A 23067-nucleotide genomic window follows, 5' to 3' on the forward strand; every position below is an offset into this window, starting at 1 on the left:
AAGGATAATTTGGGTTAACACTTCAAAACTGTACTATATCAGCCGCCCTTTAAAACCGTTTAAACCAATCTGTTTTAATTTTTAACATCAGCCTGTAAATATTCAATAACATGGCGTTATCCTTGTTCATTGAATATTAGTTCGCAGTTATTGAATAAATAAAGGCATCTATTTAAAAACCTTACCGGCCAGCAAAAAGCTTTGTATTTTTAAAGCATGCAATTTTTTAAAAGCAAACCAGGGGTACTGCAGCTTCAGCTTTTAGTATGGCTGGCGGTATCGCTGCTACTGTTTTTTTCCTACCTGCCGATGGACGGCGCGGGGCAGTCGGCCGTTTACACCATTTTAAACGTGGTGTTTTACGCCATGATTATCTACGGCAACATCCTGTACCTGTTCCCGGTGTTTTACCAAAGGGGCAGGTATGCCTGGTATGCACTGCTGGTGATTGCCTTTATAGCCGTCACCGGCATACTCCGCGGCTATGCCAATATGTGGGTTTACAATACCTTTTTTGCCAAAACGCCGGAGCGCATTAGCCGGGAGATTATTATCAAATACGCATCAGGTGGGGTGCTTATTTTTGTGATGAGCCTGATTGTACGCATCGCGATAGCTTATTTTAAATTGAAGCAGCAAACTGAAGAGATCCTGGTACAAAAAAGCCGGGCCGAACTGAATTTGCTGAAATCGCAGGTGCAACCCCACTTTTTGTTTAACACGCTGAATAATATTTACTACGAGGCTTACCGCGAAGCCCCGCGCACCGCCGCGCTTATTGAACGCCTGAGCGACATTATGCGGTATTTTGTTGATGAAAGTCCTAAAAACGACGTAGCTATCAGTACCGAGGTACAATTTATTGAAAACTATATAGCCTTAGAAAAAATAAGGATCAGGCATGAAGTGGTGGTGGTGTTTGAGAAAAACTACAATGCAGAGCTGCGGATACCACCAATGCTGCTCATGACTTTTGTAGAGAATATTTTTAAACACGGTATTGATAAGTTAAGCGAGCGAAATATCATTGCGCTGTCATTGGTGCAACAGGATGGCTACTTATTTTTTAAAACTGATAATGCCATCCCAACCGGCACAGCGGGTAACCGGGATACGGGGTTTGGCATCGTTAACTTAACGCAAAGGCTAACCATATTATACGGTCAAAACTTTGAGCTTAAAGTTGATCAGCGTGACCATAACTTTACAGCCTGTTTAAAAATTCCGGTATCATGAATTTAAGCTGCATCATTATTGACGATGAACCGAACGCCGTTAACCTGCTGGAGATGCTGGTACAACAAAGCACGCAATGGCAGCTTAAAGCCAAATGCTATAACGCGCTTGAAGCGCTGGCATTCCTGAAAAACCACAAGGTTGATTTTATTTTTTTAGATATCAACATGCCCCAGCTCAGCGGCATGGAGCTTGCCGGGTTACTGCCGCTGCAAACTAAAATCGTTTTCACTACGGCTTATTCCGAGTACGCTGCCGAGAGCTACACCTATCAAACTATCGATTACCTGCTGAAGCCCATTACCCTCAAACGCTTTTTAACGGCACAACAAAAAATTGAGGCCTATTTCAAAAAGCCGGAACCTGTTACGCCAAAAACAGAGCCAATAGACGAAGGTTACTTCTTTGTAAAATCGGGCAAGGTACTCCGCAGGATCCTGCTGGATGAGATCTTGTATTTTGAGGGCGAAAAGGAATATGTACGCCTGGTTACCAGTCAGGAGCAATTACTGATTTACCGGAGGTTAAAAGATATTGAAGAACAGCTTTCGGCACCCTTTGTGCGGGTACACAACTCCTATATTGTAAACACCAAACAACTGGTAAAAATTCAGGATAACCATATTTATATAGCAGATAAACACATCCCGGTAAGCGAAAAATTTAAGGAGGGATTTATGGCGATAATTAGCAGGAGGATATTTTAGGGGGCGTAAGCACCGACCGGAAACATTAGAGCCAAATTTATCTGCTTTTTTGAAAAAAAAATTCCCTACAATACAGGCCTTATATCGCTGCTGATTATGGCTTGCGGCGTGTTTAACCTGTTAATTGCTTATTAGTCGTAAAGTACCTCATCTACAATAAAGTAATAGCCGCAGATGGTGCAAACTCAAAAATACGGCCCTACATTACTAATGTCAAACCCTTTTTTACAGGGGTCAGCATGATTGAGGGGGCGGTTTATAACGCAGAGAAGAACAGCCCGAAAGTTTATCAATTATTAAACGGCGGTAAAATATTTGCGATGGGAGACGACGCTAAAACACTGATAATAAATTCGAAAGGCGATGGCAGTCTGATATTTTACGCAGGACTAAAAACAGCAGAAACATGGTACACGACTCCGGTATTGATTTTAAAAACAAAATGCAGGTTTTTAACTGGTTTAAACAGGACTTTGCTGGTTGGGGCGAAATATGGAACGAGCTTTTTGAGAACGCCGAACCCGCGTTCATCCCCCGCCCGCAATATTGCATGTCTTTAGATCAAACCTGGCAAGCCTTACCGAACCTTACCATGCTTGGCGATGCCGCGCACCTGATGCCACCATATGCGGGCGAAGGCGTGAACATGGCGATGTTGAACGCGTTAGAAAGTTTACACTCCCCATTTTAGACTTCTAAAACTTTCCTTTAAATCTCAATTCAATAATTTGTCTGATCTTAAGTTATTAGATCATAAAAAAGGCTGCATCATTGGATTTATGATACAGCCTGTGCTGCTTGATACCGCCGGAAAACTTCCGGCTAAAAGCGGTTACTTCACCTTCGTCGTGTCTTTTTTCATGGTGGTATCTCTTTTCATTTTTTTCATCTTCTTCGTTTTCTTTTTAGTGGTGTCAGTTTGCATCACACCTTTTGCAGGCGTTACAATTGTACCATGAGCAAAAACGCTCCCGAATGAGATCGCTGCTAAAGCGATCATACAAAGTGCCTTTTTCATAATTAATCTGTTTTAAATAGTTTATACTATCCATAACAAATTAACCATTAATTGTTATTTTTTTATTTTAAATTAAATAACAGTACCACTTGGTATAATTGCACGCTTTTTCACCACCACAATACCATCCTGCACAGTGTGTGTACCATAATCACCATCTTCAAGTTTTTCGCCGCAGTTGATGGTTACGTTATCGCCGATGTACGTATTTTTATCGATGATGGCGTTTTTGATATGGCAGTTATTGCCAATACCCATAATTGGCGAAGCGCTTAGTTTCAGCTCGGCAATTTGCTCGAGGGTTTGATAGTTGTCGCTGCCCATTACATAGCAGTTTTCGATAATAGTGCCGGTTCCTACACGTGTGCGCACACCTATTATAGAGCGCTTAACTTCCTTGGCGCTGATGATACAGCCATCTGCAACAATTGAACTTTCAAGCAGTGTGCCCGAAATTTTAGATGGCGGCAGCATGCGCGCACGGGTATATATCGGGTTTTTATCAAACAGGTTAAATTTGGGTATATCATCTGTTAAGCCAAGGTTGGCCTCAAAAAATGATGGAATGGTACCGATATCTGTCCAGTAACCTTCATATTGATAGCTGGCTACGCGGTGCCCTTCTATTGATTGCGGGATGATCTCCTTACCAAAGTCGGTACGCTCGTTGCCTTCCAGCAATTCATAAAGCAGCTTACGGTTAAAGATGTAAATACCCATTGATGCCAGGTACACACGGCCTTCAGCCTGCATTTCGGGGCTAACTTCTGATGCCCAGCTTTCAAAATTGCTTTTCGGCTTTTCAATAAAAGCGGTGATCATGTTATTCTCATCGGTTTTCAGGATGCCGAAGCCGGGAACATCGGCGGCATCAACCGGGATCGTAGCTATCGAAATTTCGGCGTTGGTGTCGATATGGTTGTTGATCATATCTTCGAAATCCATTTGGTACAGCTGATCGCCGGATAGAATCAGCACATAGTCAAACTCATGTACCGCCAGGTGGTGCAGGCTCTGCCTAACCGCATCGGCCGTACCCTGAAACCAGGTAACGTTTGATGGGGTTTGCTCGGCGGCAAGGATATCCACAAACGCATCGCTGAAACTGCTGAAGTGGTAGGTGTTTTTGATATGCTTGTTTAGCGAAGCCGAATTAAACTGCGTAAGCACGTAGATACGGGTAATACCCGAGTGCAGACAGTTTGAAATAGGAATATCCACTAAACGATATTTACCCCCTATCGGCACTGCCGGCTTTGACCGCGTAGCGGTAAGCGGTGATAAGCGGCTGCCCTGGCCGCCACCGAGCACAATAGAAATTACTTTAGATGTCATATAATTGGATTTAAGCTTTTGTACAGATCAATATATTGTTGGGTTGAACGCGCCCACGAAAAATCGAGCGTCATCATTTGTTTGCGAAGTTGCTGCAGCTTGGCAGTGTCTTTATATAATTGTTTGGCCCTGAAAACCGAGTGGCAGATATCCTGCACATTATCCTGGATAAAACGGATACCATAGCCTCCTTCATCGCCAAAATCAATAACCGAGTCTCTTAAGCCGCCGGTTGCACGTACAACAGGCATGGTGCCGTAACGCAGCGCATACAGCTGATTAAGGCCGCAGGGCTCTACCCGCGATGGCATCAGCAGGAAATCGGCCCCGGCGTAAATCTGGTGCGCCAACGCCTCGTCGTAACCGATAAAAACGGCGCAATGCTCCGGGTATTTATTTTTTAATTTAAGCAGATCCTGTTCGGTTTCCTTATCGCCTGTGCCCAATACCAGGAAGTTTATTTCACCTTCGTTTTCAAGCAGGCTACGCTCAATGGCCCTGGCCAACAAATCGGCGCCTTTTTCAACAACCAACCGGCCTATAAAGGTAAACAGCGGTTTTTCGGGATTAAGCTCAAAACGGCTGCAAAGCACCTCTTTGTTAGCCCGTTTACCCTTAGCCAGCGTGCGCGCGGTAAATTTAGCCGCTATCATGGCATCGGTTTGCGGGTTCCACACTTCGGTATCAATGCCGTTCATAATGCCGGTGCCTTTAAGGCGTTCTGTATAAAACAGGTATTCCAGGCCGTTGGAGTTGTAGGTGAGTTCTTCGAGGTAGCTTGGCGATACCGTGGTGTATTTCCAACTACATTTCACAGCCGCAGCCAGCGGGTTGATCCCACCAGCCCAGTCAAGCAGACCTGTTTTGGTCAGGTCGATCTCGGGTAGCAGCGATAGTTTATCCCATCCAAAAGCGCCGTGGTACTGGCCGTTATGGATGGTAAATACCGTTGGTACATTAGCCAGCCGGGTGTACAGTTTTGAATGGTATAGCAAAAATGGCACAAGCCCCGTGTGGTGATCATGGCAATGGATCAGGCCCGGTGTTTGCTGCGAGTAGCTGATCCAATCAAGAAATGCCAGCTGGTAAGCTATAAATTGTTCGCGCTCGTCGGGGTAACTGTAAATATTTTCCCTGTCTAACAGGCCCGGAATTTTAACAAGGTAAAGCTCAAAACCAAGCTTATCGGTTTTTTCTTTCAATATCTCGAAGAAGTATCGCTTGTTGCCAAGCAGGGTAGCCGCGGCAAATACGGTTTCAAATTCGTTTTCCTGGGTAAACTTCCTGTCGTAAAAAGGCAGTACAACAGCGGCCTGCAATCCTGCAAGATTCTGGTACTTAGGCAATGCGCCAACAACATCGCCAAGGCCGCCAACTTTGGCAACCGGGTAGCATTCGGCACTCAAATGGTATATTTTCATCCGGGTTTTATTGGCTCAATTTAAGCAAAGATTACCAAATGAGAAACCTGCGGGAATTAATATAGTTTTGAAAATTTTAGAATAAGACTACTGAAATTTTATTACTGGCAGCAGCCAACGGTTGTAAAAATGACAAGTGTTTTAGCTAACAGGTTTCAACTTTAAAAAATTAAAATTCAAAAATAACCCCGAGCGTTGGCTGAACATTGCCCCCCGTGCGCTTAAGCAATTTGGTTTGGATGCGGGATGGGTCGCCGGGCTGGTCCTGCAGGTTGCCGTTCGCGTCTTTCACCGGTACTATTACGGCCTGCTGCTGGTAGGTATGCGCGGTTAGATTCTGGATATCGAAGTAAAAGTTGAACGAGTAATGTTTAAAATAGTACTTTTTATCAACCCTGGCATCCAGCTGATAAAAAGGGCTTAACACCTCGCTGTTAAGCCGCGCGTAATTGAGTATGCCCTGTGGGTAAATATTGTAAGTTGACTTAAGTGAAGAGAGCGACTGGTCATAAGGCGTATAAGGGCTGCCCCCGGTAAACCTGAACTTGGCGCCTATCTCCCAGTTGCGTTTAAGGATCTTGCCGGCGGTCATGCTCAGGATGTACCGGCTGTTCCATGAGGATTGTATATAGTTGCCGTTCTTGTTCTGAAATTCGCTTTTAAATAGCGTAAGCGCGAAGATTCCGTAGAAGCCCTTGTTTAATTTTTGCTGCGCGAAAAACTCAACGCCGTAACTGCGCCCGGAGCTTTCGCCCACAACCGGATTATTGCCGATAACACCAAAATCGGCGCCGAGGTTAGCCAGCGGGATAGAATCATTCAACTGGCGGATAACCGGGTAATGCTTGTAGTATTTATAAAAGCCTTCAATTGTAAAACGGGTATTTTTGAGCGTATTGTACTCAAAGCCCAATACCAGCTGTTTATTTTCAATATAGTTCACATCGCGGTTTACCAAACGGTTAGTGCTATCGCGGTAGCCCATAACCGTATAGGCCGGAAGCTGGTAATAAATTCCGGTGTTAAAGTTGAGGCTTAACTGGTCGGTAAAATTATAGGAAGCCGAAAAACGTGGTGAAAACGTTTTGAGCAGGTTATTCATCCGGCTTGAATAGTTGTTGGCATCGGCCCTGGCGCCCAATGAAAGCGAGAGCTTGTTATCAAAAAAAGGCCTGCTGATTTGCCCGAACAGGCTGTACTTAAAAAAGTTAATTTTTGATTGATAAATTTGGTTGCCAAAAGGCAGCAGGTTAAATGTATTGGTACTGTACGATGCGGTTTCTTCGCCGGTTCCGAAGTTGATGCGATAGCTGCCCGCCTGTTCGGTATGCTCAAACCTGAACTTGTTCTCGGCCTCGGCCGATTGGTAATTGAGTGTCTGACCAAGGCTTTCATCATTATTCTGATACTTTTGCGCACCGTTGTTCAGGTAACTGCGGCTGATCACTACCTGCGAAAATCCCCGCTTGCCAAAATGTTTATAAACCGCGCCTACCGAATAGTTTTTTTGATCGTTGGTAGGGATGGTAGCCAGGATGTACTCGTTTTCTTCGGTTTGCTCGGTATTAAAGTTGAGTTTAAACTTGTCCAGCGCTCCGAGACCAATCAACGTTAACTCGTTTTTATTATCAAACCTGGTTTTAACCTTAAACTGAAAATCCTGGTACGATGGCAAAAAAGGCAACTTCAGCAACTTGAATAAACCTTGCAGGTACGAATACCGGTACGAGGCCAGGTAGGTGGTTTTTGATCCTAACGGCCCTTCAACCGTGGCGCCAAAATCACTTGAGCCAACGGTAAGCGTAGCTCCCATTCTATCCGAGCGGCCATTTTTTTGATTGAACTCAAATACCGAACTCAAGGCATTGCCCCGGTTTGACGGAAACGCGCCCGAGTAAAAGTTAACCTCTTTCACAAAGTCGACATTGATGAGCCCCACCGGTCCGCCGGATGAGCCCTGGGTAGCGAAGTGGTTGATGTTGGGGATCTCCACCCCATCCAGGTAAAACCTGTTTTCGTTAGGCGCGCCACCCCTGATAATAATATCGTTACGGAAACTAACCGGCGCCGAAACACCCGGTAATGACTGGATCACCTTCGAAATATCGCGGTTGCCGCCGGGGTTTCGCTTAATTTCGGCAACGCCGATGCTCCGTAATGATACAGGGCTCTCCAATGTTTTGTTGAGGCGGCTGCTCGCGGTAACCTTTACTTCGCTCAGGCTGGCAACATCCTCATCAAGCGCAATATCAATAATGGTTGGTTTCACGTTGTTTACCTGGATATCAAGCGATGATTTGCTTTTAAAACCGACTTTGGAAAATTGCAACCCGAAATTGCCGGGCTTTAATTCAATAACGTAGTTGCCCAGCGAATCGGTAACCGTGCCGATAGCCAGGTTGATCACCTTTACTGAAACCCCGGCAACAGGGATATTGGATAAGCCGCTGGTTACGGTACCTTTAATTTTACCAGTTTGCGCCGTAGCTGATGAATAGCACCCTACTACAAAAATACTGATGAAGGCAATTTTTATTTTGAAGGGCAGTAATTTATAAAATGTGTTTTTTGCAGCATATGTTTTTGATTGCTGGATGTTGCAAACGTATTTTAAGGAAAAAGTAGCGACAGGCATTGTTTCAGGTTATTGTAAGCAGGCAATATTTCAAATCTCAATCTATTCGGTACCCGGGTATTTGCGATCATCCCTCTTGCACTCGTTTACAACGAGTGCTTAACATAGTTTCGCGATTGAATCGCGTGGTTCGCGTTATAAACGCAAACCCACATTAAGCGCTCATTGTAAATGAGCGCAAGGGTAATCTATGTTATACTTCCCTTTCAGGGGGCCGGGGAGGCTTAATGCGCCTCCAGCCAATTGGTACCGGTACCGATCTCTACCATAATAGGCACTTCGGTTTTGATGGCGGTTTTCATGTTATGCATAATAATTGGCTTAACAATCTCTACCTCGTTATTCGGCACATCGAACACCAACTCGTCATGCACCTGCATGGTCATGCGCGAGGCCAGTTTTTGTGCTTTAAATTCCTTGTGGATATTGATCATCGCTATTTTGATCATATCCGCTGCCGAACCCTGGATGGGCGCGTTGATCGCGTTTCGTTCGGCAAAACCACGAACTGTGGCATTAGCCGAATTGATATCGCGCAGGTAACGGCGGCGCCCCATCAGCGTACATACATACCCATTTTCGCGGGCAAAGTTCATGGTATCGCTCATGTATTGTTTAATACCAGCAAACTGCACAAAGTATTGCTCAATGATGTCGGCAGCTTCCTTACGCGGAATACCTAAACTTTGTGATAAGCCAAAAGCCGATTGCCCGTAAATGATACCGAAGTTAACCGCCTTGGCATTACGGCGCTGATCGCTGGTTACCTGGTCGAGGGGTACGCCGTAAACGTTGGCCGCCGTGGCGGTATGGATGTCGTGGTTATCAATAAAAGCCTGCATCATGTTCGGGTCTTTACTGATCTCGGCAATGATGCGCAGTTCAATCTGCGAATAATCGGCAGATACGATGGTATGATTACTATCCCTTGGGATAAAAGCCTTGCGCACCTCCCGGCCGCGCTCGGTACGGATAGGGATGTTTTGCAGGTTGGGGTTAACGCTGCTCAACCTGCCGGTAGCCGCCACGGCCTGGTTGTAGGAAGTATGCACCCTGCCCGTTTTAGGGTTCACCATTTGCGGCAAGGCGTCAACATAAGTGGATTTTAATTTTTGCAGCTGGCGAAAATCAAGGATGTCGCGCACAATATCGCTTTTGGCCGCTAACGAAAGCAGTACATCCTCCCCGGTTTGGTACTGACCGGTTTTGGTTTTTTTGGCTTTCGGATCGAGCATCAACTTTTCAAACAGCACCTCTCCCAGTTGCTTTGGCGAAGCGATGTTGAATTTTACACCGGCCTTTTCGTAAACCGTTTTTTCATACTGGGCTATATCGGTTTCCAGTTGTTTGCTGAAATCGCGCAGGGTATCATGGTCAATTTTCACACCCTCGTACTCCATATCGGCCAGTACGTAAATTAGCGGGTGCTCAATCTCGTTCACCAGTTTTTCGCCTTCAACCTCTTTAAGTTTGGGCTCGAAAACTGTTTTTAACTGCAGGGTAATATCGGCATCTTCGGCCGCGTATTCTTTGATCTTTTCAATTTCCACATCGCGCATTGTACCCTGGTTTTTGCCTTTTGGGCCGATAAGCTCGGTAATGGAAACGGGTTTGTAGCCCAGGTAATTTTCAGATAGGATATCCATGTTATGGCGGGTATCCGGATCGAGAATATAATGCGCCAGCATGGTATCAAACAAGGTGCCTTTTACTTCAATGTTGTACCATTTCAGCATCAGCACATCAAACTTTACGTTTTGCCCTATTTTGCCGATGCTTTCATTTTCGAGCACCGCCTTAAATTCGGTTACGATGCTCAATGCTTCCGTTTGATCGTCCGGAACCGGCACATACCAGCCCTCGCCCGGTTTAACCGAAAACGAGAGGCCTACCAGTTCGCAATAATTAGGATCGGTACCGGTGGTTTCGGTATCAAAACAAAAGCTTTGCTGCTCTGCCAGTATTTTAATGAGGCCGGCACGGCTTTCAGCCGTATCAGCCAAATGGTATTGGTGCGGGGTATTGTTAATATTTTTGGCAGCGATGGTGATATCTTCACGGATGTCTTCCACATCAACCGCGGTAGTAACACGACCGGTAGCGGTTGCATTACCAAACAAATCGATCTGTGTACCGGCCGGTTTAAGTTCGGTTATGCTGAAATCATCACCAAAAACACGACGGCCTAAGGTGCGGAACTCCAGTTCGGCAAAAAGCGGCTCCAATAAATCCTTGCTTGGGGCACAAACTTCCAGGCCCTCTTCATCCAGTTCAACAGGCACATTCAGCAATATCGTAGCAAGCTTTTTCGACATCAGGCCCTGATCTTTAAACTGCTCAATGTTTTCGCGCTGCTTGCCTTTAAGCTCGTGGCTGTGCGCAAAAATGTTTTCCATCGAGCCATATTGCTTGATGAGTGCCTTAGCCGTTTTCTCGCCGATGCCGGGAATGCCCGGAATGCCGTCTACAGCGTCGCCCCATAAACCTAAAATGTCTATTACCTGGTCAACGCGTTCAATCTCCCATTTGGCCAGGATCTCTTTAACTCCCAATATTTCCATTTCGTTACCCATACGGGCAGGCTTGTAAATGAAAATATTTTCGGAAACCAGTTGCCCGAAATCCTTGTCGGGTGTCATACAATAAACGGTATAACCTTTTTGCTCTGCTTTTTTGGCAAGGGTACCTATAATGTCGTCGGCCTCATAACCATCCGAAGTAATAACGGGGATATTGAAGCCTAATATGATCTTGATAACATAAGGCAAAGCTTTGGCCAGGTCTTCGGGCATGGCTTCGCGATGGGCTTTGTAGCCTTCAAAATCGGTATGGCGTTCGGTGGGGGCATCGGTATCAAAAACTACCGCCATGTGGGTGGGGGCCTCTTTTTTCAACACATCCAGCAGGGTATTGGTAAAACCCATCATGGCCGAGGTGTTTAACCCGTTTGATGTAAAGCGGGGAGTTTTACTTAAAGCAAAATGCGCCCGGTAAATAAGCGCCATGCCATCCAATAGAAATAGTTTTTTCATATTTTGATTAACACTAATTGCACGAATTTAAGCGAATTGGCTCGAATTTTTTGATGCCGGTGTTTATGCAAAGAACACTAATTTTAATGAATTGATTGTCGTTTAATTTCAGATATCTATTCGCGACAATTCGATTCCATTCGTGTAAATTCGTGCTCTTTTATTTGAAACTACAGGTAGGGATATGATCATTCACCATGCCGGTAGCCTGCATAAAGGCATAGCAAATGGTGGTGCCGAAAAACTTAAATCCGCGTTTTTTCATGTCCTTAGCAATAGCATCCGACTCCGGGCTGGTAACAGGCGTAGCGTTCGAATGATTCATAATGGCTTTACCACCCGGCATAAAACTATACAGGTATTTATCAAACGAGCCAAACTCTTTTTGGATACCGATAAACAGCCGGGCGTTGGTAATGGATGTTTGAATTTTGAGCCGGTTGCGGATAATGCCTTCATCCTGCAGTAACCTTTCAACGTCATCCTGGGTAAAGGCCGCTACCTTTTCCACGTCAAAGTCGGCAAATGCTTTACGATAGGCTTCCCGGCGGCGCAGGATCGTGATCCAGCTTAATCCCGCCTGTGCCGATTCAAGAATTAAAAACTCGAAAAAAGTATGGTCATCGTGAATTTCTTTACCCCATTCTTCATCGTGGTATCTGATATATAATTCGTCGTTACCGGGCCAGTGGCAGCGGGTTAGGTTTTCGGTTTTATTGCTCATTATATTTGTTTTATGTAGGAATAGATGATTGAAAATTTGTTGATTTTTTGTTGGCCCAACATCGCCATTATATTTTTGATCTCGGGATATGGGGTTTCTGCATCGGCCATTATAAAAATATGCGACCATCTGCCATACTTTTCAAACGTAGCTTTGCGCGATATTTTAATCCACTCGGCCAGCTCATCTGAAGTTAATCCCGGCTGATTGTAATAGTCCGCAGCGTTATAGTAGCCTGAAATATATTTTTTTATCGTTGCCAGGGGTGTCCCGATCACATCTGTTTCGCCAAATTTGCTTTCCTCTGCCTGTGTAAATTGGGTATCGTGCCTGGCACCTATTTGCTTTAATGTAGCCTTGCGAATATCCGCGGCGTCAAGTTCTAACATTAATTTATTCCGACCGATGAGTATGGTAGTAGCATAGCCGTCGGGGTCAGCTGTGTTAAAATATGATCCTGTTGGCAAATTGATGGCAATAGGACAACGGATAGCCGGCCGACCGCAAAGAATAAGGAATGCCAAAACGATTAACAGTAAGTTAAACATTGGAAACATATCGATACCGAAATGCTTTCTGCGGGATTTAGATTTATACATATGTGAAAGGTTAAGTAACGAATTAAACAGCATCGTTATAAGGGGTGAATCTTATATTAGTCGATTATTCCTTATAACGTTGCTGTTGGTCTACTTATTTCGCTTCGTTCAACTCGTCCCAGTACTCTACCGCTCTACGATAGTGCGGGATAACTATAGAACCGCCAACCAAATTAGCGATCATAAACACTTCGTTCATTTCATCGTGCTTTACACCGGCTTCAAAACATTTGCCCAGGTGGTATTTGATACAATCGTCGCAACGCAAAACCATGCTGGCTACCAGGCCCAGCATTTCTTTGGTTTTAACATCCAGTGCGCCTTCAGCGTAGCTGGTGGTATCGAGCGCGAAAAAGCGTTTAATATTGGTGTTGGCGGTTTCCATGATCCTGTCGTTCATTTTGGTACGATAGGCATCAAATTCTTCTACTAATTTTCCCATGGGATGTTGAATAAATATTAAGCTAATAAAGCTAAATTAATTAGCATTTTAAAATATTGATGATTATTTTTATCGGCACAAATCAAAATTTTACGTAACTGTTATGGAAAGCCTTTCGCCCAATATTTTTGTGAGCAATATGAACGAGACCATCAGCTTTTACCAGCTGCTGGGGTTTACAACCGTGATGACCGTACCCGAAACCGGCGCCGACCTGGTTTGGGCCATGATGACCAATGGCAACGTAACCATAATGTTCCAAACTTATGAAAGCCTTGCCGGAGAGCTGCCCGAAATACACCGCACCGATGGCGGCTCGTTGCTGCTGTACATCAACCTGAAAAATATCCGCGGATTTTTTGACGAGATCAAAGATAAGGTAACTGTATTAAAAGGGCTTGAAGCAACTTTTTACGGAGCTACCGAGTTTTCGATAAAAGATAACAACGGCTACGTACTTACTTTTGCGGAGCACGAGGCTTAATTGAATTGTTTATTAAAGTCTCCCCTTCTTGGGGGAGATTTAGAGGGTGTTATGATCAATTTTAAACGTGCCGATCACATTCAGGTATGCGTTCCGTTGGAACGGCTGGAAGAGGCAAGGATTTTTTATACCGATGTTGTAGGTCTGGAGCGTATTGAACGCCCTGCTTTCAATTCAAAAGGATATTGGTTCCGGATAGCCGATATCCAGTTGCATTTAAGTACCGAGGAGGCGCTCCCCCGGTCATCACGCCATACCGCTTTTGAGGTTGAGGATATTGCCGCGGCCCGCAGGCATTTAGAAAGCTATGGGGTTGAATTTTGGGAAGAGCCGGTTATTCCGGGGCGTAGCCGGTTTTCGTTTATTGATCCGTTTGGCAACAGGATGGAGTTGCTGCAGTTTACAGATAGATAAAGCATCCAAAGTCCAGACGCTTGGCTACAACCATAGCCGTTAACTTAAGCCTGTGGTCGGTGATCAGATGTTACACTAATCAAAACGACAACAACCTACCCCGAAAGTGGTGCGGTGAAAACACCGACCACAGGCTCTAAAGCATCCAAAATCCGGCCGAGTGTCGACTATAAGGGCGGGCTCTGGCCGCCGAAGCGGTGTAGGGAAGAGGCCTTGGGGTAGTTGCCACCCGGCTGGAGAGAACGGTTGTACACTTTTTGTGATCATTACAACGCCAATTCAACCGCGGGGTCCCAGAAATGGGTTTTAAAATCCTGGATTTGATCATCAACCACCCTAACGCCCTCGCTCTCCAGCATCTCGGCCATACGGTTGCCGCCAAAATGCCCTTTGGCCGTTAGCAAACCAACCCGGTTTACCACCCTGTGTGCCGGAACCGGTGGTTTAACGTTACCAGCCGCCTGCATAGCCCAGCCTACCATGCGCGATGAACCTTTGGTACCCAGGTAAGCTGCAATAGCACCGTAAGACGTTACCCTGCCCCATGGTATAAGCCTGGCAACCTGGTACACTTTTTCAAAAAAATTAATGTCCTCCATTAAGCGTTTTCAGGAAATGAAAACTTAAGGTAGTTAATGTTCTTGTTATCCTTTAAATATTTCTTCTCGTAGTAGGTTTTTATTGAAAGCACCTCATCGGCATATTCCGAATGATATAAATCTTCTGTTTTTATGTGCAGGTTTAATTTCAACTCCTCAATTTTTTCGGCGGTGTAGGCGTGTAGGCCGTCGTTATCCGTTTTCAGGTTAACGAAGCCGCCGGGTTTAAGGATGCTGACGTACTTTTCGAGGAATCGCGGTGAAGTTAAGCGCTTTTTTTCGCGGCTTAATTGTGGCTGCGGATCGGGGAAGGTGATCCAGATTTCATCCACTTCGCCGGGTGCAAAGTAATCCAGCAGGTTTTCTATCTGGATCCGGAGAAAACCAACGTTAGGCACGCCATCTTCAATAGCGGTTTTTGCCCCGCGCCAAATGCGGTTCCCCTTATAATCGATACCGATAAAATTTTTACCAGGAAATAAGCGGGCAAGGTTAACGGTGTATTCGCCTTTGCCGCAGGCCAGTTCAAGCACTACAGGGTTATCATTTTTAAAAAAATCGCGGCTCCACTGGCCTTTAAATGGCTTACCGGCATCTAACTGTAAAACATTGCTAAAAGTCTCAACTTCGGCAAAGCGCCTTAACTTATCTTTTCCCACTTTAATTTTTTGAAATAAAGCGCAAAAGTATTGAATTATTTTAACACGAATGATTTGTGTGGTGTTGAGTAATTAAAACGAATTACAGGGATTATTTTGTTTGAGGTAGATTTTAGATATTCGGATTGTTGACAAAATTCGTGATAGAACTTTTTACACGAATTGATTTGCATATCCAATAACAATTAATCGAATTAAACGAATGTTTTAAACAGAAACTAATTAAGAGAATTTATGTAATTCGTTAATTCGTAAAAACTCGTGGAGAAATTTTAAACGAGGATCGCCGCTTGTTCAATTCGTGAAATTCGATCTAATTCAAATAATTAGTGTCAGTAATTAAACTACCGCTCCGCCAGCCGGTTTAACATAGGGTGCAGGTTTATACGTCTTTTCCTCTTTCTTTTTAACAAATTTGGCAAAAAGGGCTTTGGCCTTATCCCAAACGCCTGTTACGGTTTCTTCGCTTACGTAGTTTGATGCTTTTTGCGATACCAGCCCGACCAGGGTTTTCACTAAAAAGTTGGAGTGTTTAAACAGTGTTTTATTTAAAGCCAGGGGAATAATGAACCGGGATATCAGGTTCAGCATATCCGGGTGGAAAATGCTGGTGCCTTTGATGCCGTCGGTATCGTTTGAACGCGGGAACAGGGTTAAAACCGTTGAAAAAACGGCCGAAGGGCTGTTAACCCTTGCTTTCAGCGCAATGGCCTGTTCTTTTTCGAGGGCTTTCAGCCTGAATATTTCGGCCTGTAAATCGCTTATATTGGTGATATGAAGATCCATTGTTTATCGTTTAAATATTTTTTGAATAAAGATGTTGATAAGCGGCCTCTCGAGGCTTCGTTTAAATATCCTGATAAAAATGGCTATCAAAAAGTAAAGCATGGCTACGCAACCAAACCCAATCCAATACGAATGAAATAAACCGGCCAGAAAGAAACCGAGCGTAACACTGGCAAAAAGAAAGGCCAGCACCATGCTGATCACAACAACCAGATCGGCAATGATGCTTGCCAAAATGGATGTGCCGCCTTCTATTGCTTCGTACTTTAAAAGCTTAAACCGCAGTTCGGCATATTCTTTTAACTGATCAATAATGGGAGGTACGGGTGGTGTGGTATCTTTTTTCTCTTCCATAGGTATGGTTATTTATCCCGGTGTTATCTAACGCTAACACCGGGACGGGGTATAATGATGTTTAAGCGTGCTCCAGGTCGTCCTGGTATTCCTCTTCGGCGCCTTTAATTTTGGTTTTGATGTTTTCTACAACCCTGTCTTTTAAACCAACAAGGTTATCGATTTCGGCAGCGGCGGTATCTTTGATAGATTCGCCAAGATTTTTTAATGATTCGCTAAGCTTGTCGCGGGTTTCATTGCCCTTATCTGGTGCAAACAAAATTCCTAACGCTGCCCCGGCCGCCAAACCGGCCAATAATGCAACAACTATTTTTGAGTTATCGTTCATTGTAATATAATTATAAGTTGAACACTTGATTTATTAGTTGTAAATATCCTGCCAAATATGTGTATTTGGCCCATTTATTTTTATTTAAGTATAAATTAATTTTCAGGTACGCACTAAATTTTACCTGTTGTTCACAAAACTGTGCAGCACTGTACGCTTAATATTATACATTGGCAATCCGCTCCAGCCTGTCGGCCGCCAAACGGTTGGTTTCATAAATTTCCATCAGTAATAAAAAGTACGATAACAGCACCGGCCCGAAAACCAAACCCACAATACCAAAAAGCGGTAACCCGATAAATACCCCTATGATGGATATAATAGGGTGCGTATTGGCTACCCGGCGGTTAATGATCATGCGCAAAAAGTTATCAATATTGCCTATAAACAGCAGGCCGTAAGCCAGTAACAGTACGCCCTGCCAGTTTTGTCCCTGGGCAAAAAGAACTACGCTGGCCGGTATGCACAGCGTTGGTGCGCCAACCACAGGTAAAAACGAAATAAAGATAGCGATAACGCCCCAAAAAATAGGATCGGGGATGCCGAAAATCCAAAAACCGTTGGCAAGTAAAATACCTTGGGTTAACGCGATGATGCCTTGCCCTAAAACGTTCGAATACGTAGAATCGCGCAGGGCGTCGGCAAATCGTCGGGCATGTTGTTCACGAAAAGGCGCGTATTTAAGCAACCCAGCCTCAAATTCACGCATTTGGGTAAACATAAAATACAAAATAAAATACAGCACCAGCAGTGTGATGATAGAGTTTGCTGCGCTGCCCAGTATAGACGGGAAAAGACCGGTTGCAAAACCACCTAATTTTTGCAGGGTTTCTTCGGCAAGGTGCGGCTGGTTAAGGTTAGCGGCAGCGAAGGTATCTATTTTGGTTGTCCACTGGTCGATAGGTAAATCCTTGATATTGATAGAGGTGATTTTGCCCACCACCATGATACTTAGGGTAACAAAAGGTATCACGATAACGATAAGCGAAATAAAGATAATGAGCAAAGCTACAAGCGAACTGTTCCAGCCCCGCTTTTCGGCAAGGTTGATATAAAGCGGCCTGAATATGGTAAACAGCACAATAGCGCCGAGTATGGAACTGAATAAACCGCTCAGTGCGTAAAGTAAAAAGCAGCCGAGTATAATGATACTGGCCAGGATAATGTTGTTGCGCTGTTTATAATTAAAAACCGACATTTTGATTGGTGTGATAATACATTGCTAAAAAGAAAAAAAACGCCAAAAGGTTTGGCGTTTTTTAGTTAAAGTTTGAAGTGTAAAATACTGATTCTTAAGTTTCAAATGCAGCCAGTTAGAAACCTTGCACTTCCGGCTTAACGGTTCAGATTTCGGCTTATAAATCACTATTCGTTATTTTTAAGCAGGGCGTTTATCCGGTTTGTACTGATGCTTATCGTATCGATATAAAATAAAATATCGGCCGAGGGCTCAGGGATCTCGTATCGCAGCTGTTCGAGTGCCAGTATAATGTTTGATAGCTGATTTTTGATATCATGCCGCAGCTTACGTAAAGCCTCGTCATTGTTTGCTTCATCCACCGTCATTTCTTATTTCAGGTTAATGGCCTTCATTTTATTGTAAAGAGTTTTACGATCGATGTTGAGGATCTCGGCAGCTTTGGTTTTGTTAAAATTAACTTCCCGCAGCACGCGTATAATGGTTTCATACTCGGCCTCGAGCGCGGCGTTTTTCAAATCATGGCGGTTTTCTTTCGTTTCCGGCACATCATTTTGCGTGTTGTACTGCCCGGCGCTGTATGAGGATGGCTCGTACGATAATTTATAGGTCGACATCTCCAGCGGCAATGCTTTCATTGTAATTTCGTTTCCCTCGGTTAACAGGGTGGCGCGGCGCATTACGTTTTTCAGCTCCCGGATATTGCCCTGCCAGCGGTAATTCATAAAACAATCAATCACCTCCTGCGATAACGACTCTACGTTGCGGCCCAGTTCCTGGTTGGCGATTTTTAAGAAATGCTCGGCAAGTAGTATAATATCCTGCCCCCTGTCGCGCAATGGCGGCATATAAATGCTAAACTCATTAAAGCGATGGTAAAGGTCTTCGCGGAAACGCCCCTTTTGGATGCCTTCCTGTAAGTTCTCATTGGTGGCTATAATGATCCGCACATCCAGATCAATCTCTTTGGTGCTGCCTATTCTTTTTACCTTGCGCTCCTGCACGGTACGCAGCAGGGCCGCCTGGATCTCGTACGACAGGTTGCCTACCTCGTCCAAAAACAGGGTGCCCCCGTTTGCCATTTCAAAGTGACCGATCTTGGTGTACAGCGCGCCCGTAAACGATCCCTTTTCATGGCCAAAAAACTCGCTCGCTGCAAGTTCTTTGGTTAATGATCCGCAATCCATCGCTATAAAAGGCTGGTTATGCCGCGGGCTGTTAAGGTGGATGCTTTTGGCAACCGATTCTTTACCGGTGCCGCTCTCGCCCAAAATAATAACGCTGTAATTGGTTGGTGCTACCAGTTCAATCTGGCGGGCCAGTTCCTTTGATGCCTTGCTTGATCCGGTAACAAACTCGGCGGCAAAAACGGTTTTTTTGGCGTCTTTAGCGGCTTTGGTTTTTTCGGGCACTATAGCGGCCTGCGGCTCTTCATCAACCTCAACCAGTGCATGATGGGTTTCAAAAGCCTTATTAATAGTATTTAATATTTCGTCGGGATAAAGGGGTTTGGTAATATAATCATAAGCCCCCATCTTAATCAGCTCCACGGCCATTTTAATGTCCGAGTAGCCGGTAATAATAATAACGCCGGTTTTAGGATATTGCTGTTTAATGTTGCGCAGCATCTCGCGGCCATCCGTGTCTTCCAGCCTGAAATCGCACAGCACGAGTTGAAATTCGCCGTTTTTAAGCGCTTCCATCCCCCCGGTACCGCTGGATGCGGTACTTACGTCAAACCCGTTGCGCGTTAAAAACTTCGAGAGCAATAACGCCACATTAACTTCATCATCAATGATGAGAATCCTCTTCATATTCGGCAATCAGTGTTAGCGGTAAATGTATTGTAGGTGTTAAAATACAAATAATGTGCTAATTTATACGATTTATTTAATTATAGGGTTGGGCTCAACTAAAAAAATAAACAATAAAAAAGGGGAGCCGGTTGGGGCTCCCCTTTTTTAATAAGGTACATGTAGGGCCATATATTAAAAGCCGTACGCTACACGTAAACCAATAAAATTCACTTTACTTGCATCAACACCGGTTGCGTATTTGGTAGTTGCTTCGTAACGGATACCTGCATCAATAAAGCTACTTGCACTCACCGGGAACTGAACACCAATTTGCGGAGCATAAACAAAGGCGGTTGATTTGTTGGCATTAACGTCAGATTTGTTTAATAAAAACGCTGCGCCTGCTTCACCTTGTACATAAAAGTTGCTTACAGGGAAGTATTTTAAACCTGCTTTAACCGGGATAAGGTGAAAGTTGGTTACATCAAGGCCTTGAACACCGCCGAGATCTTTTTTACCGAAAATGTTGTTGTAACCAGCGTTAACAGTAACAAATAACTGGTTTGAAACAACCGGGATATCCGCCTGTACCGAACCGCCTAAGTTCCATTTGTAGTTGTCTTTGAAATCGCCAACCGGTAAACCGGCTTCAACGCCGATGCTGTAGCGGATGCCGCTTTGAGTAGTAGTACCAGAAGTTGCCGGAGCAGGTGTAGATGTTTGTGCTTTTGCTCCAAATGATAAGCCTGCAAATGCAAGGGCTAATGCTGAAATTTTAAATAAATTTTTCATGACTAATGTTGTGTTTTTGATATTGTGATTTAAACACATGGCAAAGTAACAACAGAAAATAAATCAGATTTTTCATCCGAAAGTCACGAATATTTAATCGATTGATTAATAATAATTTAATTTTTGACCATATGGGTTTAATGGTCAGATTATTGTCAAACAGATTGGGAATTGCCTTTCTTTTGTCAAATTTAACATTGGCTTAACATGGGGTTTTAGGGTGAAACAAGATGAAATCTGCGTGAAATTGGCAAAATCCGGGGTTTAACCCAAAAAAGTATTCCTGTTTTGGGTAACGTAAAAGAGAGGTTGAATACAGTAAAGTTTGCTACACGGTTACATTAGCAGTATCACTAAAATGGTTTGAAAAATCAAACTTATGTAAACCGCCTGAAAGCAAAAAGCAGGTGGATGTATTCTATGATGATTTACCGTTTACGGGTCCGACATGATTTGCGCTGATACCAAAAGTTACTACCATGAGATTTGAAGGGGAATCATATCCAAGTTTAACTATATTAAAAGTTGTGTGTACCATAAAAGTGAACCCTAACTATAAAATCATTAACGCCGCGCTGCAGAAAAAAGACCCGAACAGCCCGTTAAATTATTTCAGGCGGTTGGTGAAACTCAGGAAAGACAACCTGGTGCTGGTATGTGATAAATATATACTGCTTGACGCGCAAAACCCGGATGCCTACACCTATACGCGAGAACTGGATTGCAAAAAAACTATTGGTCATACTAAACTTCAGGGACAAACCTGTTGACACGAACACGGCGTTGATTTTGCAAAAAGCAGGGTTTTAACGGGGAATTACAGGTAGCCATCAAAAAACCGAAAGTTATTACCTTATGAGGCTGTTGTTTATGAATTGAGATAACTTGGGTTTAAAAGCCTACTGCTCCAATCCTTTTTTAAAGGTAACATCATCACCATTCACCACTTTAAAATAAGCGTTATCGCCCCATTTAAAGCGGGCTGTTTGTGCTTTAAGGATAGTTTTAATCGGCTCGCGGGATATCATTATCTCGCGCGAATCCATTTCCCTGATGGTTTGCGATGCATACCGGATAAACTTGTCTACATCATCATCGGTAACGTTATACTGTTTTAAGAACGCCTCTTCGGTAGGATACGCTTTTAGCAGTTGTTGCTGCATGTCTATCACATAAGCGGTAAACAATTGCTGCTGGCTCAGATCCTGGATCAGCATAGTGTTGCGGGTGGTATCAGCAGGCACAAAAACATCGGGCATAATCCCGCCCCCGCTAAAAACTTTACGCCCGCCGGAGGTATGATAATCAGACGGGCTTTTAAAAATACTATCGTTCAAATTGCTTTGCTCCGAAAAAAGCTCGCCTTTTTGCATGCGCTGCGCAAGTTCGGCCCGATAGCTATCCACACCGTTTTTATATGATTTCTGGATAGACCGGCCCGATGGCGTGTAATACCGCGCCACAGTTAAATTCACGGCCGAGCCATCTTCAAAACCAAACTGCTGCTGTACAAGGCCTTTGCCAAACGAACGGCGGCCAACAATGGTAGCCCTGTCCAGATCCTGCAGGGCGCCTGCCAGGATCTCGCTGGCCGAAGCCGAATACTCATCAATCAGTACAACCACTTTCCCGTTCTGGAACATTCCCGAATCTGTGGCAAAGTAATCAGTGCGGGGCTCATGAACACCTTTGGTATAAACAATAAGCTTTTTAGCAGTCAGAAATTCGTCCGCCAGTGACGTTGCCGCGTTCAGGTAGCCGCCGCCGTTGCCGCGCAGGTCAAGCATCAATTTATCCATGCCATCAACCTTAAGGCTGGTTAGGGCTTTCCTGAAATCAACATCCGTAGTGGCCGAAAACTTGCTGATTTTGATGTAGCCGGTTTTGGCATCGGCCATGTAAGCGGCATCAACGCTGCTCAAATCAACATGGCCGCGCCTGATGTTTATATTTCTTACAGCTGTTGTTAAAGGGGGGAGTACGCCAAGTTTTACTTCAGCATCTTTATCGCCCCTGAATATTTTGTTGATTTTTTTCGGGGTAAGCTTTATACCTGCAAATTTTTCGCCATCTACGGTAACCACTTTGCTGCCAACCTGCAAGCCAGCCTTTTCCGCAGGTCCGCCGGCATAAACCTGGGTAATCACTAACGTATCGCGCAGCACCTGGTATTCAATGCCTACGCCGTTAAAGCCGCCATCCAAACGTTCGTTGATAGACTGCGCCTGCTGTTGCGGCAGGTATAGGGAATGTGGATCGAGGTTTTGGAGCAGGTTATTTACCGATACGCCTTCAATACTGTCGATATTAACACTATCTACATAGTTACGGTCAACCAGTTGCAGCACTTTGGCAATTTTGCTGTTGCCGGCAAATGGAAGGCCAAGGTTATGTGTAGCAAAATCCCTGTTAAGCAACAAGCCTATCATTATCCCCAAAAATAACAGGATCATTGTCCGGAAAATTACACCCGCGGTCCTCTTCATAGTTATAACACAAAGTTAACAA

General features: G+C 44.4%; 24 protein-coding genes. 6 read left to right on the forward strand and 18 right to left on the reverse strand.

The window, feature by feature from the left end; translation table 11 throughout:
• The first annotated feature begins 216 nt into the window (after nt 1-216).
• The 3 genes from LX99_RS19210 (at nt 217) to LX99_RS25930 (ending at nt 2634) form a co-directional block, all read left to right on the forward strand.
• Nucleotides 217-1236 (forward strand): sensor histidine kinase, encoded by a 1020-nt coding sequence (locus LX99_RS19210; RefSeq protein WP_109609331.1) that lies wholly within the window; start codon nt 217-219, stop codon nt 1234-1236.
• Nucleotides 1233-1943, forward strand: a complete 711-nt coding sequence (locus LX99_RS19215; protein WP_109609332.1) for a LytR/AlgR family response regulator transcription factor — start codon at nt 1233-1235, stop codon at nt 1941-1943. Before LX99_RS19210 ends, LX99_RS19215 begins: the two co-directional genes overlap by 4 nt.
• A gap of 406 nt (nt 1944-2349) precedes the next feature.
• On the forward strand, nt 2350-2634 hold the full coding sequence (locus tag LX99_RS25930; protein WP_211319057.1) for an FAD-dependent oxidoreductase: 285 nt from the start codon (nt 2350-2352) through the stop codon (nt 2632-2634).
• Nucleotides 2635-2775: 141 nt separating this feature from the next.
• Here the strand turns inward: LX99_RS25930 and LX99_RS19225 are convergent, their stop codons facing one another.
• The 8 genes from LX99_RS19225 to LX99_RS19260 form a co-directional block, all read right to left on the reverse strand.
• A complete protein-coding gene (locus LX99_RS19225; protein WP_109609333.1) occupies nt 2776-2961 on the reverse strand; it encodes a hypothetical protein in 186 nt (61 codons plus the stop codon).
• Nucleotides 2962-3033: 72 nt separating this feature from the next.
• Entirely contained in the window at nt 3034-4296 is a 1263-nt protein-coding gene (locus LX99_RS19230) for a glucose-1-phosphate adenylyltransferase (RefSeq protein WP_022829563.1), read from the reverse strand.
• Nucleotides 4293-5717 carry a glycogen synthase gene (locus LX99_RS19235; RefSeq protein WP_109609334.1) on the reverse strand — a complete coding sequence of 475 codons (1425 nt, stop codon included), beginning with the start codon at nt 5715-5717 and terminating at the stop codon, nt 4293-4295. The genes LX99_RS19230 and LX99_RS19235 overlap by 4 nt, the downstream gene beginning before the upstream one ends.
• A 169-nt stretch (nt 5718-5886) precedes the next feature.
• Nucleotides 5887-8352, reverse strand: a complete 2466-nt coding sequence (locus LX99_RS19240) for a TonB-dependent receptor (RefSeq protein WP_109609335.1) — start codon at nt 8350-8352, stop codon at nt 5887-5889.
• A 224-nt stretch (nt 8353-8576) separates the two neighbouring features.
• Entirely contained in the window at nt 8577-11384 is a 2808-nt protein-coding gene (polA, locus tag LX99_RS19245; protein WP_109609336.1) for a DNA polymerase I, read from the reverse strand.
• Nucleotides 11385-11544: 160 nt separating this feature from the next.
• A complete protein-coding gene (locus tag LX99_RS19250; protein WP_109609337.1) occupies nt 11545-12108 on the reverse strand; it encodes a DNA-3-methyladenine glycosylase I in 564 nt (187 codons plus the stop codon).
• Nucleotides 12108-12740, reverse strand: a complete 633-nt coding sequence (locus LX99_RS19255) for a biopolymer transporter ExbD (RefSeq protein WP_109609338.1) — start codon at nt 12738-12740, stop codon at nt 12108-12110. Before LX99_RS19255 ends, LX99_RS19250 begins: the two co-directional genes overlap by 1 nt.
• A gap of 61 nt (nt 12741-12801) precedes the next feature.
• Nucleotides 12802-13149: a carboxymuconolactone decarboxylase family protein gene (locus LX99_RS19260; RefSeq protein WP_109609339.1), complete on the reverse strand. Its 348-nt coding sequence runs from the start codon at nt 13147-13149 to the stop codon at nt 12802-12804.
• A 103-nt stretch (nt 13150-13252) separates the two neighbouring features.
• Here LX99_RS19260 and LX99_RS19265 point away from each other — a divergent pair, with 103 nt between their 5' ends.
• Complete coding sequence (locus LX99_RS19265) at nt 13253-13633, forward strand: VOC family protein (RefSeq protein WP_109609340.1); 381 nt, start codon at nt 13253-13255, stop codon at nt 13631-13633.
• Nucleotides 13634-13684: 51 nt separating this feature from the next.
• Nucleotides 13685-14047 carry a VOC family protein gene (locus LX99_RS19270; protein ID WP_109609341.1) on the forward strand — a complete coding sequence of 121 codons (363 nt, stop codon included), beginning with the start codon at nt 13685-13687 and terminating at the stop codon, nt 14045-14047.
• Nucleotides 14048-14313: 266 nt separating this feature from the next.
• On the opposite strand, the gene LX99_RS19275 is transcribed toward LX99_RS19270, so the two are convergent.
• From LX99_RS19275 to LX99_RS19315, 9 genes are all read right to left on the reverse strand, one after another.
• Nucleotides 14314-14646, reverse strand: a complete 333-nt coding sequence (locus LX99_RS19275) for an MGMT family protein (protein WP_109609342.1) — start codon at nt 14644-14646, stop codon at nt 14314-14316.
• Nucleotides 14646-15305: a tRNA (guanosine(46)-N7)-methyltransferase TrmB gene (trmB, locus tag LX99_RS19280; protein WP_022833666.1), complete on the reverse strand. Its 660-nt coding sequence runs from the start codon at nt 15303-15305 to the stop codon at nt 14646-14648. The genes LX99_RS19275 and trmB overlap by 1 nt, the downstream gene beginning before the upstream one ends.
• A gap of 339 nt (nt 15306-15644) precedes the next feature.
• Nucleotides 15645-16091, reverse strand: a complete 447-nt coding sequence (locus LX99_RS19285; protein WP_109609343.1) for a hypothetical protein — start codon at nt 16089-16091, stop codon at nt 15645-15647.
• 3 nt (nt 16092-16094) lie between these two features.
• Entirely contained in the window at nt 16095-16445 is a 351-nt protein-coding gene (locus tag LX99_RS19290) for a phage holin family protein (protein WP_109609344.1), read from the reverse strand.
• Between the two features lie 61 nt (nt 16446-16506).
• Nucleotides 16507-16773, reverse strand: coding sequence for a YtxH domain-containing protein (locus LX99_RS19295; protein ID WP_022833663.1), 267 nt, complete (start codon nt 16771-16773; stop codon nt 16507-16509).
• 163 nt (nt 16774-16936) lie between these two features.
• Entirely contained in the window at nt 16937-17971 is a 1035-nt protein-coding gene (locus LX99_RS19300) for an AI-2E family transporter (protein ID WP_109609345.1), read from the reverse strand.
• Between the two features lie 167 nt (nt 17972-18138).
• Nucleotides 18139-18339, reverse strand: coding sequence for a hypothetical protein (locus LX99_RS19305; RefSeq protein ID WP_109609346.1), 201 nt, complete (start codon nt 18337-18339; stop codon nt 18139-18141).
• 3 nt (nt 18340-18342) lie between these two features.
• The gene (locus LX99_RS19310) at nt 18343-19785 is read right to left on the reverse strand and encodes a sigma-54-dependent transcriptional regulator (RefSeq protein ID WP_109609347.1); all 1443 of its coding nucleotides are present in this window, start codon (nt 19783-19785) and stop codon (nt 18343-18345) included.
• Nucleotides 19786-19959: 174 nt separating this feature from the next.
• Entirely contained in the window at nt 19960-20559 is a 600-nt protein-coding gene (locus LX99_RS19315; protein ID WP_022833659.1) for an outer membrane beta-barrel protein, read from the reverse strand.
• 479 nt (nt 20560-21038) lie between these two features.
• Here LX99_RS19315 and LX99_RS19320 point away from each other — a divergent pair, with 479 nt between their 5' ends.
• The gene (locus tag LX99_RS19320) at nt 21039-21329 is read left to right on the forward strand and encodes a hypothetical protein (protein ID WP_109609348.1); all 291 of its coding nucleotides are present in this window, start codon (nt 21039-21041) and stop codon (nt 21327-21329) included.
• Nucleotides 21330-21458: 129 nt separating this feature from the next.
• Here the strand turns inward: LX99_RS19320 and LX99_RS19325 are convergent, their stop codons facing one another.
• Nucleotides 21459-23045 (reverse strand): S41 family peptidase, encoded by a 1587-nt coding sequence (locus tag LX99_RS19325; RefSeq protein WP_109609349.1) that lies wholly within the window; start codon nt 23043-23045, stop codon nt 21459-21461.
• Nucleotides 23046-23067 lie beyond the last annotated feature (22 nt).

The organism is Mucilaginibacter oryzae (assembly GCF_003148845.1).
GTDB lineage: Bacteria > Bacteroidota > Bacteroidia > Sphingobacteriales > Sphingobacteriaceae > Mucilaginibacter > Mucilaginibacter oryzae.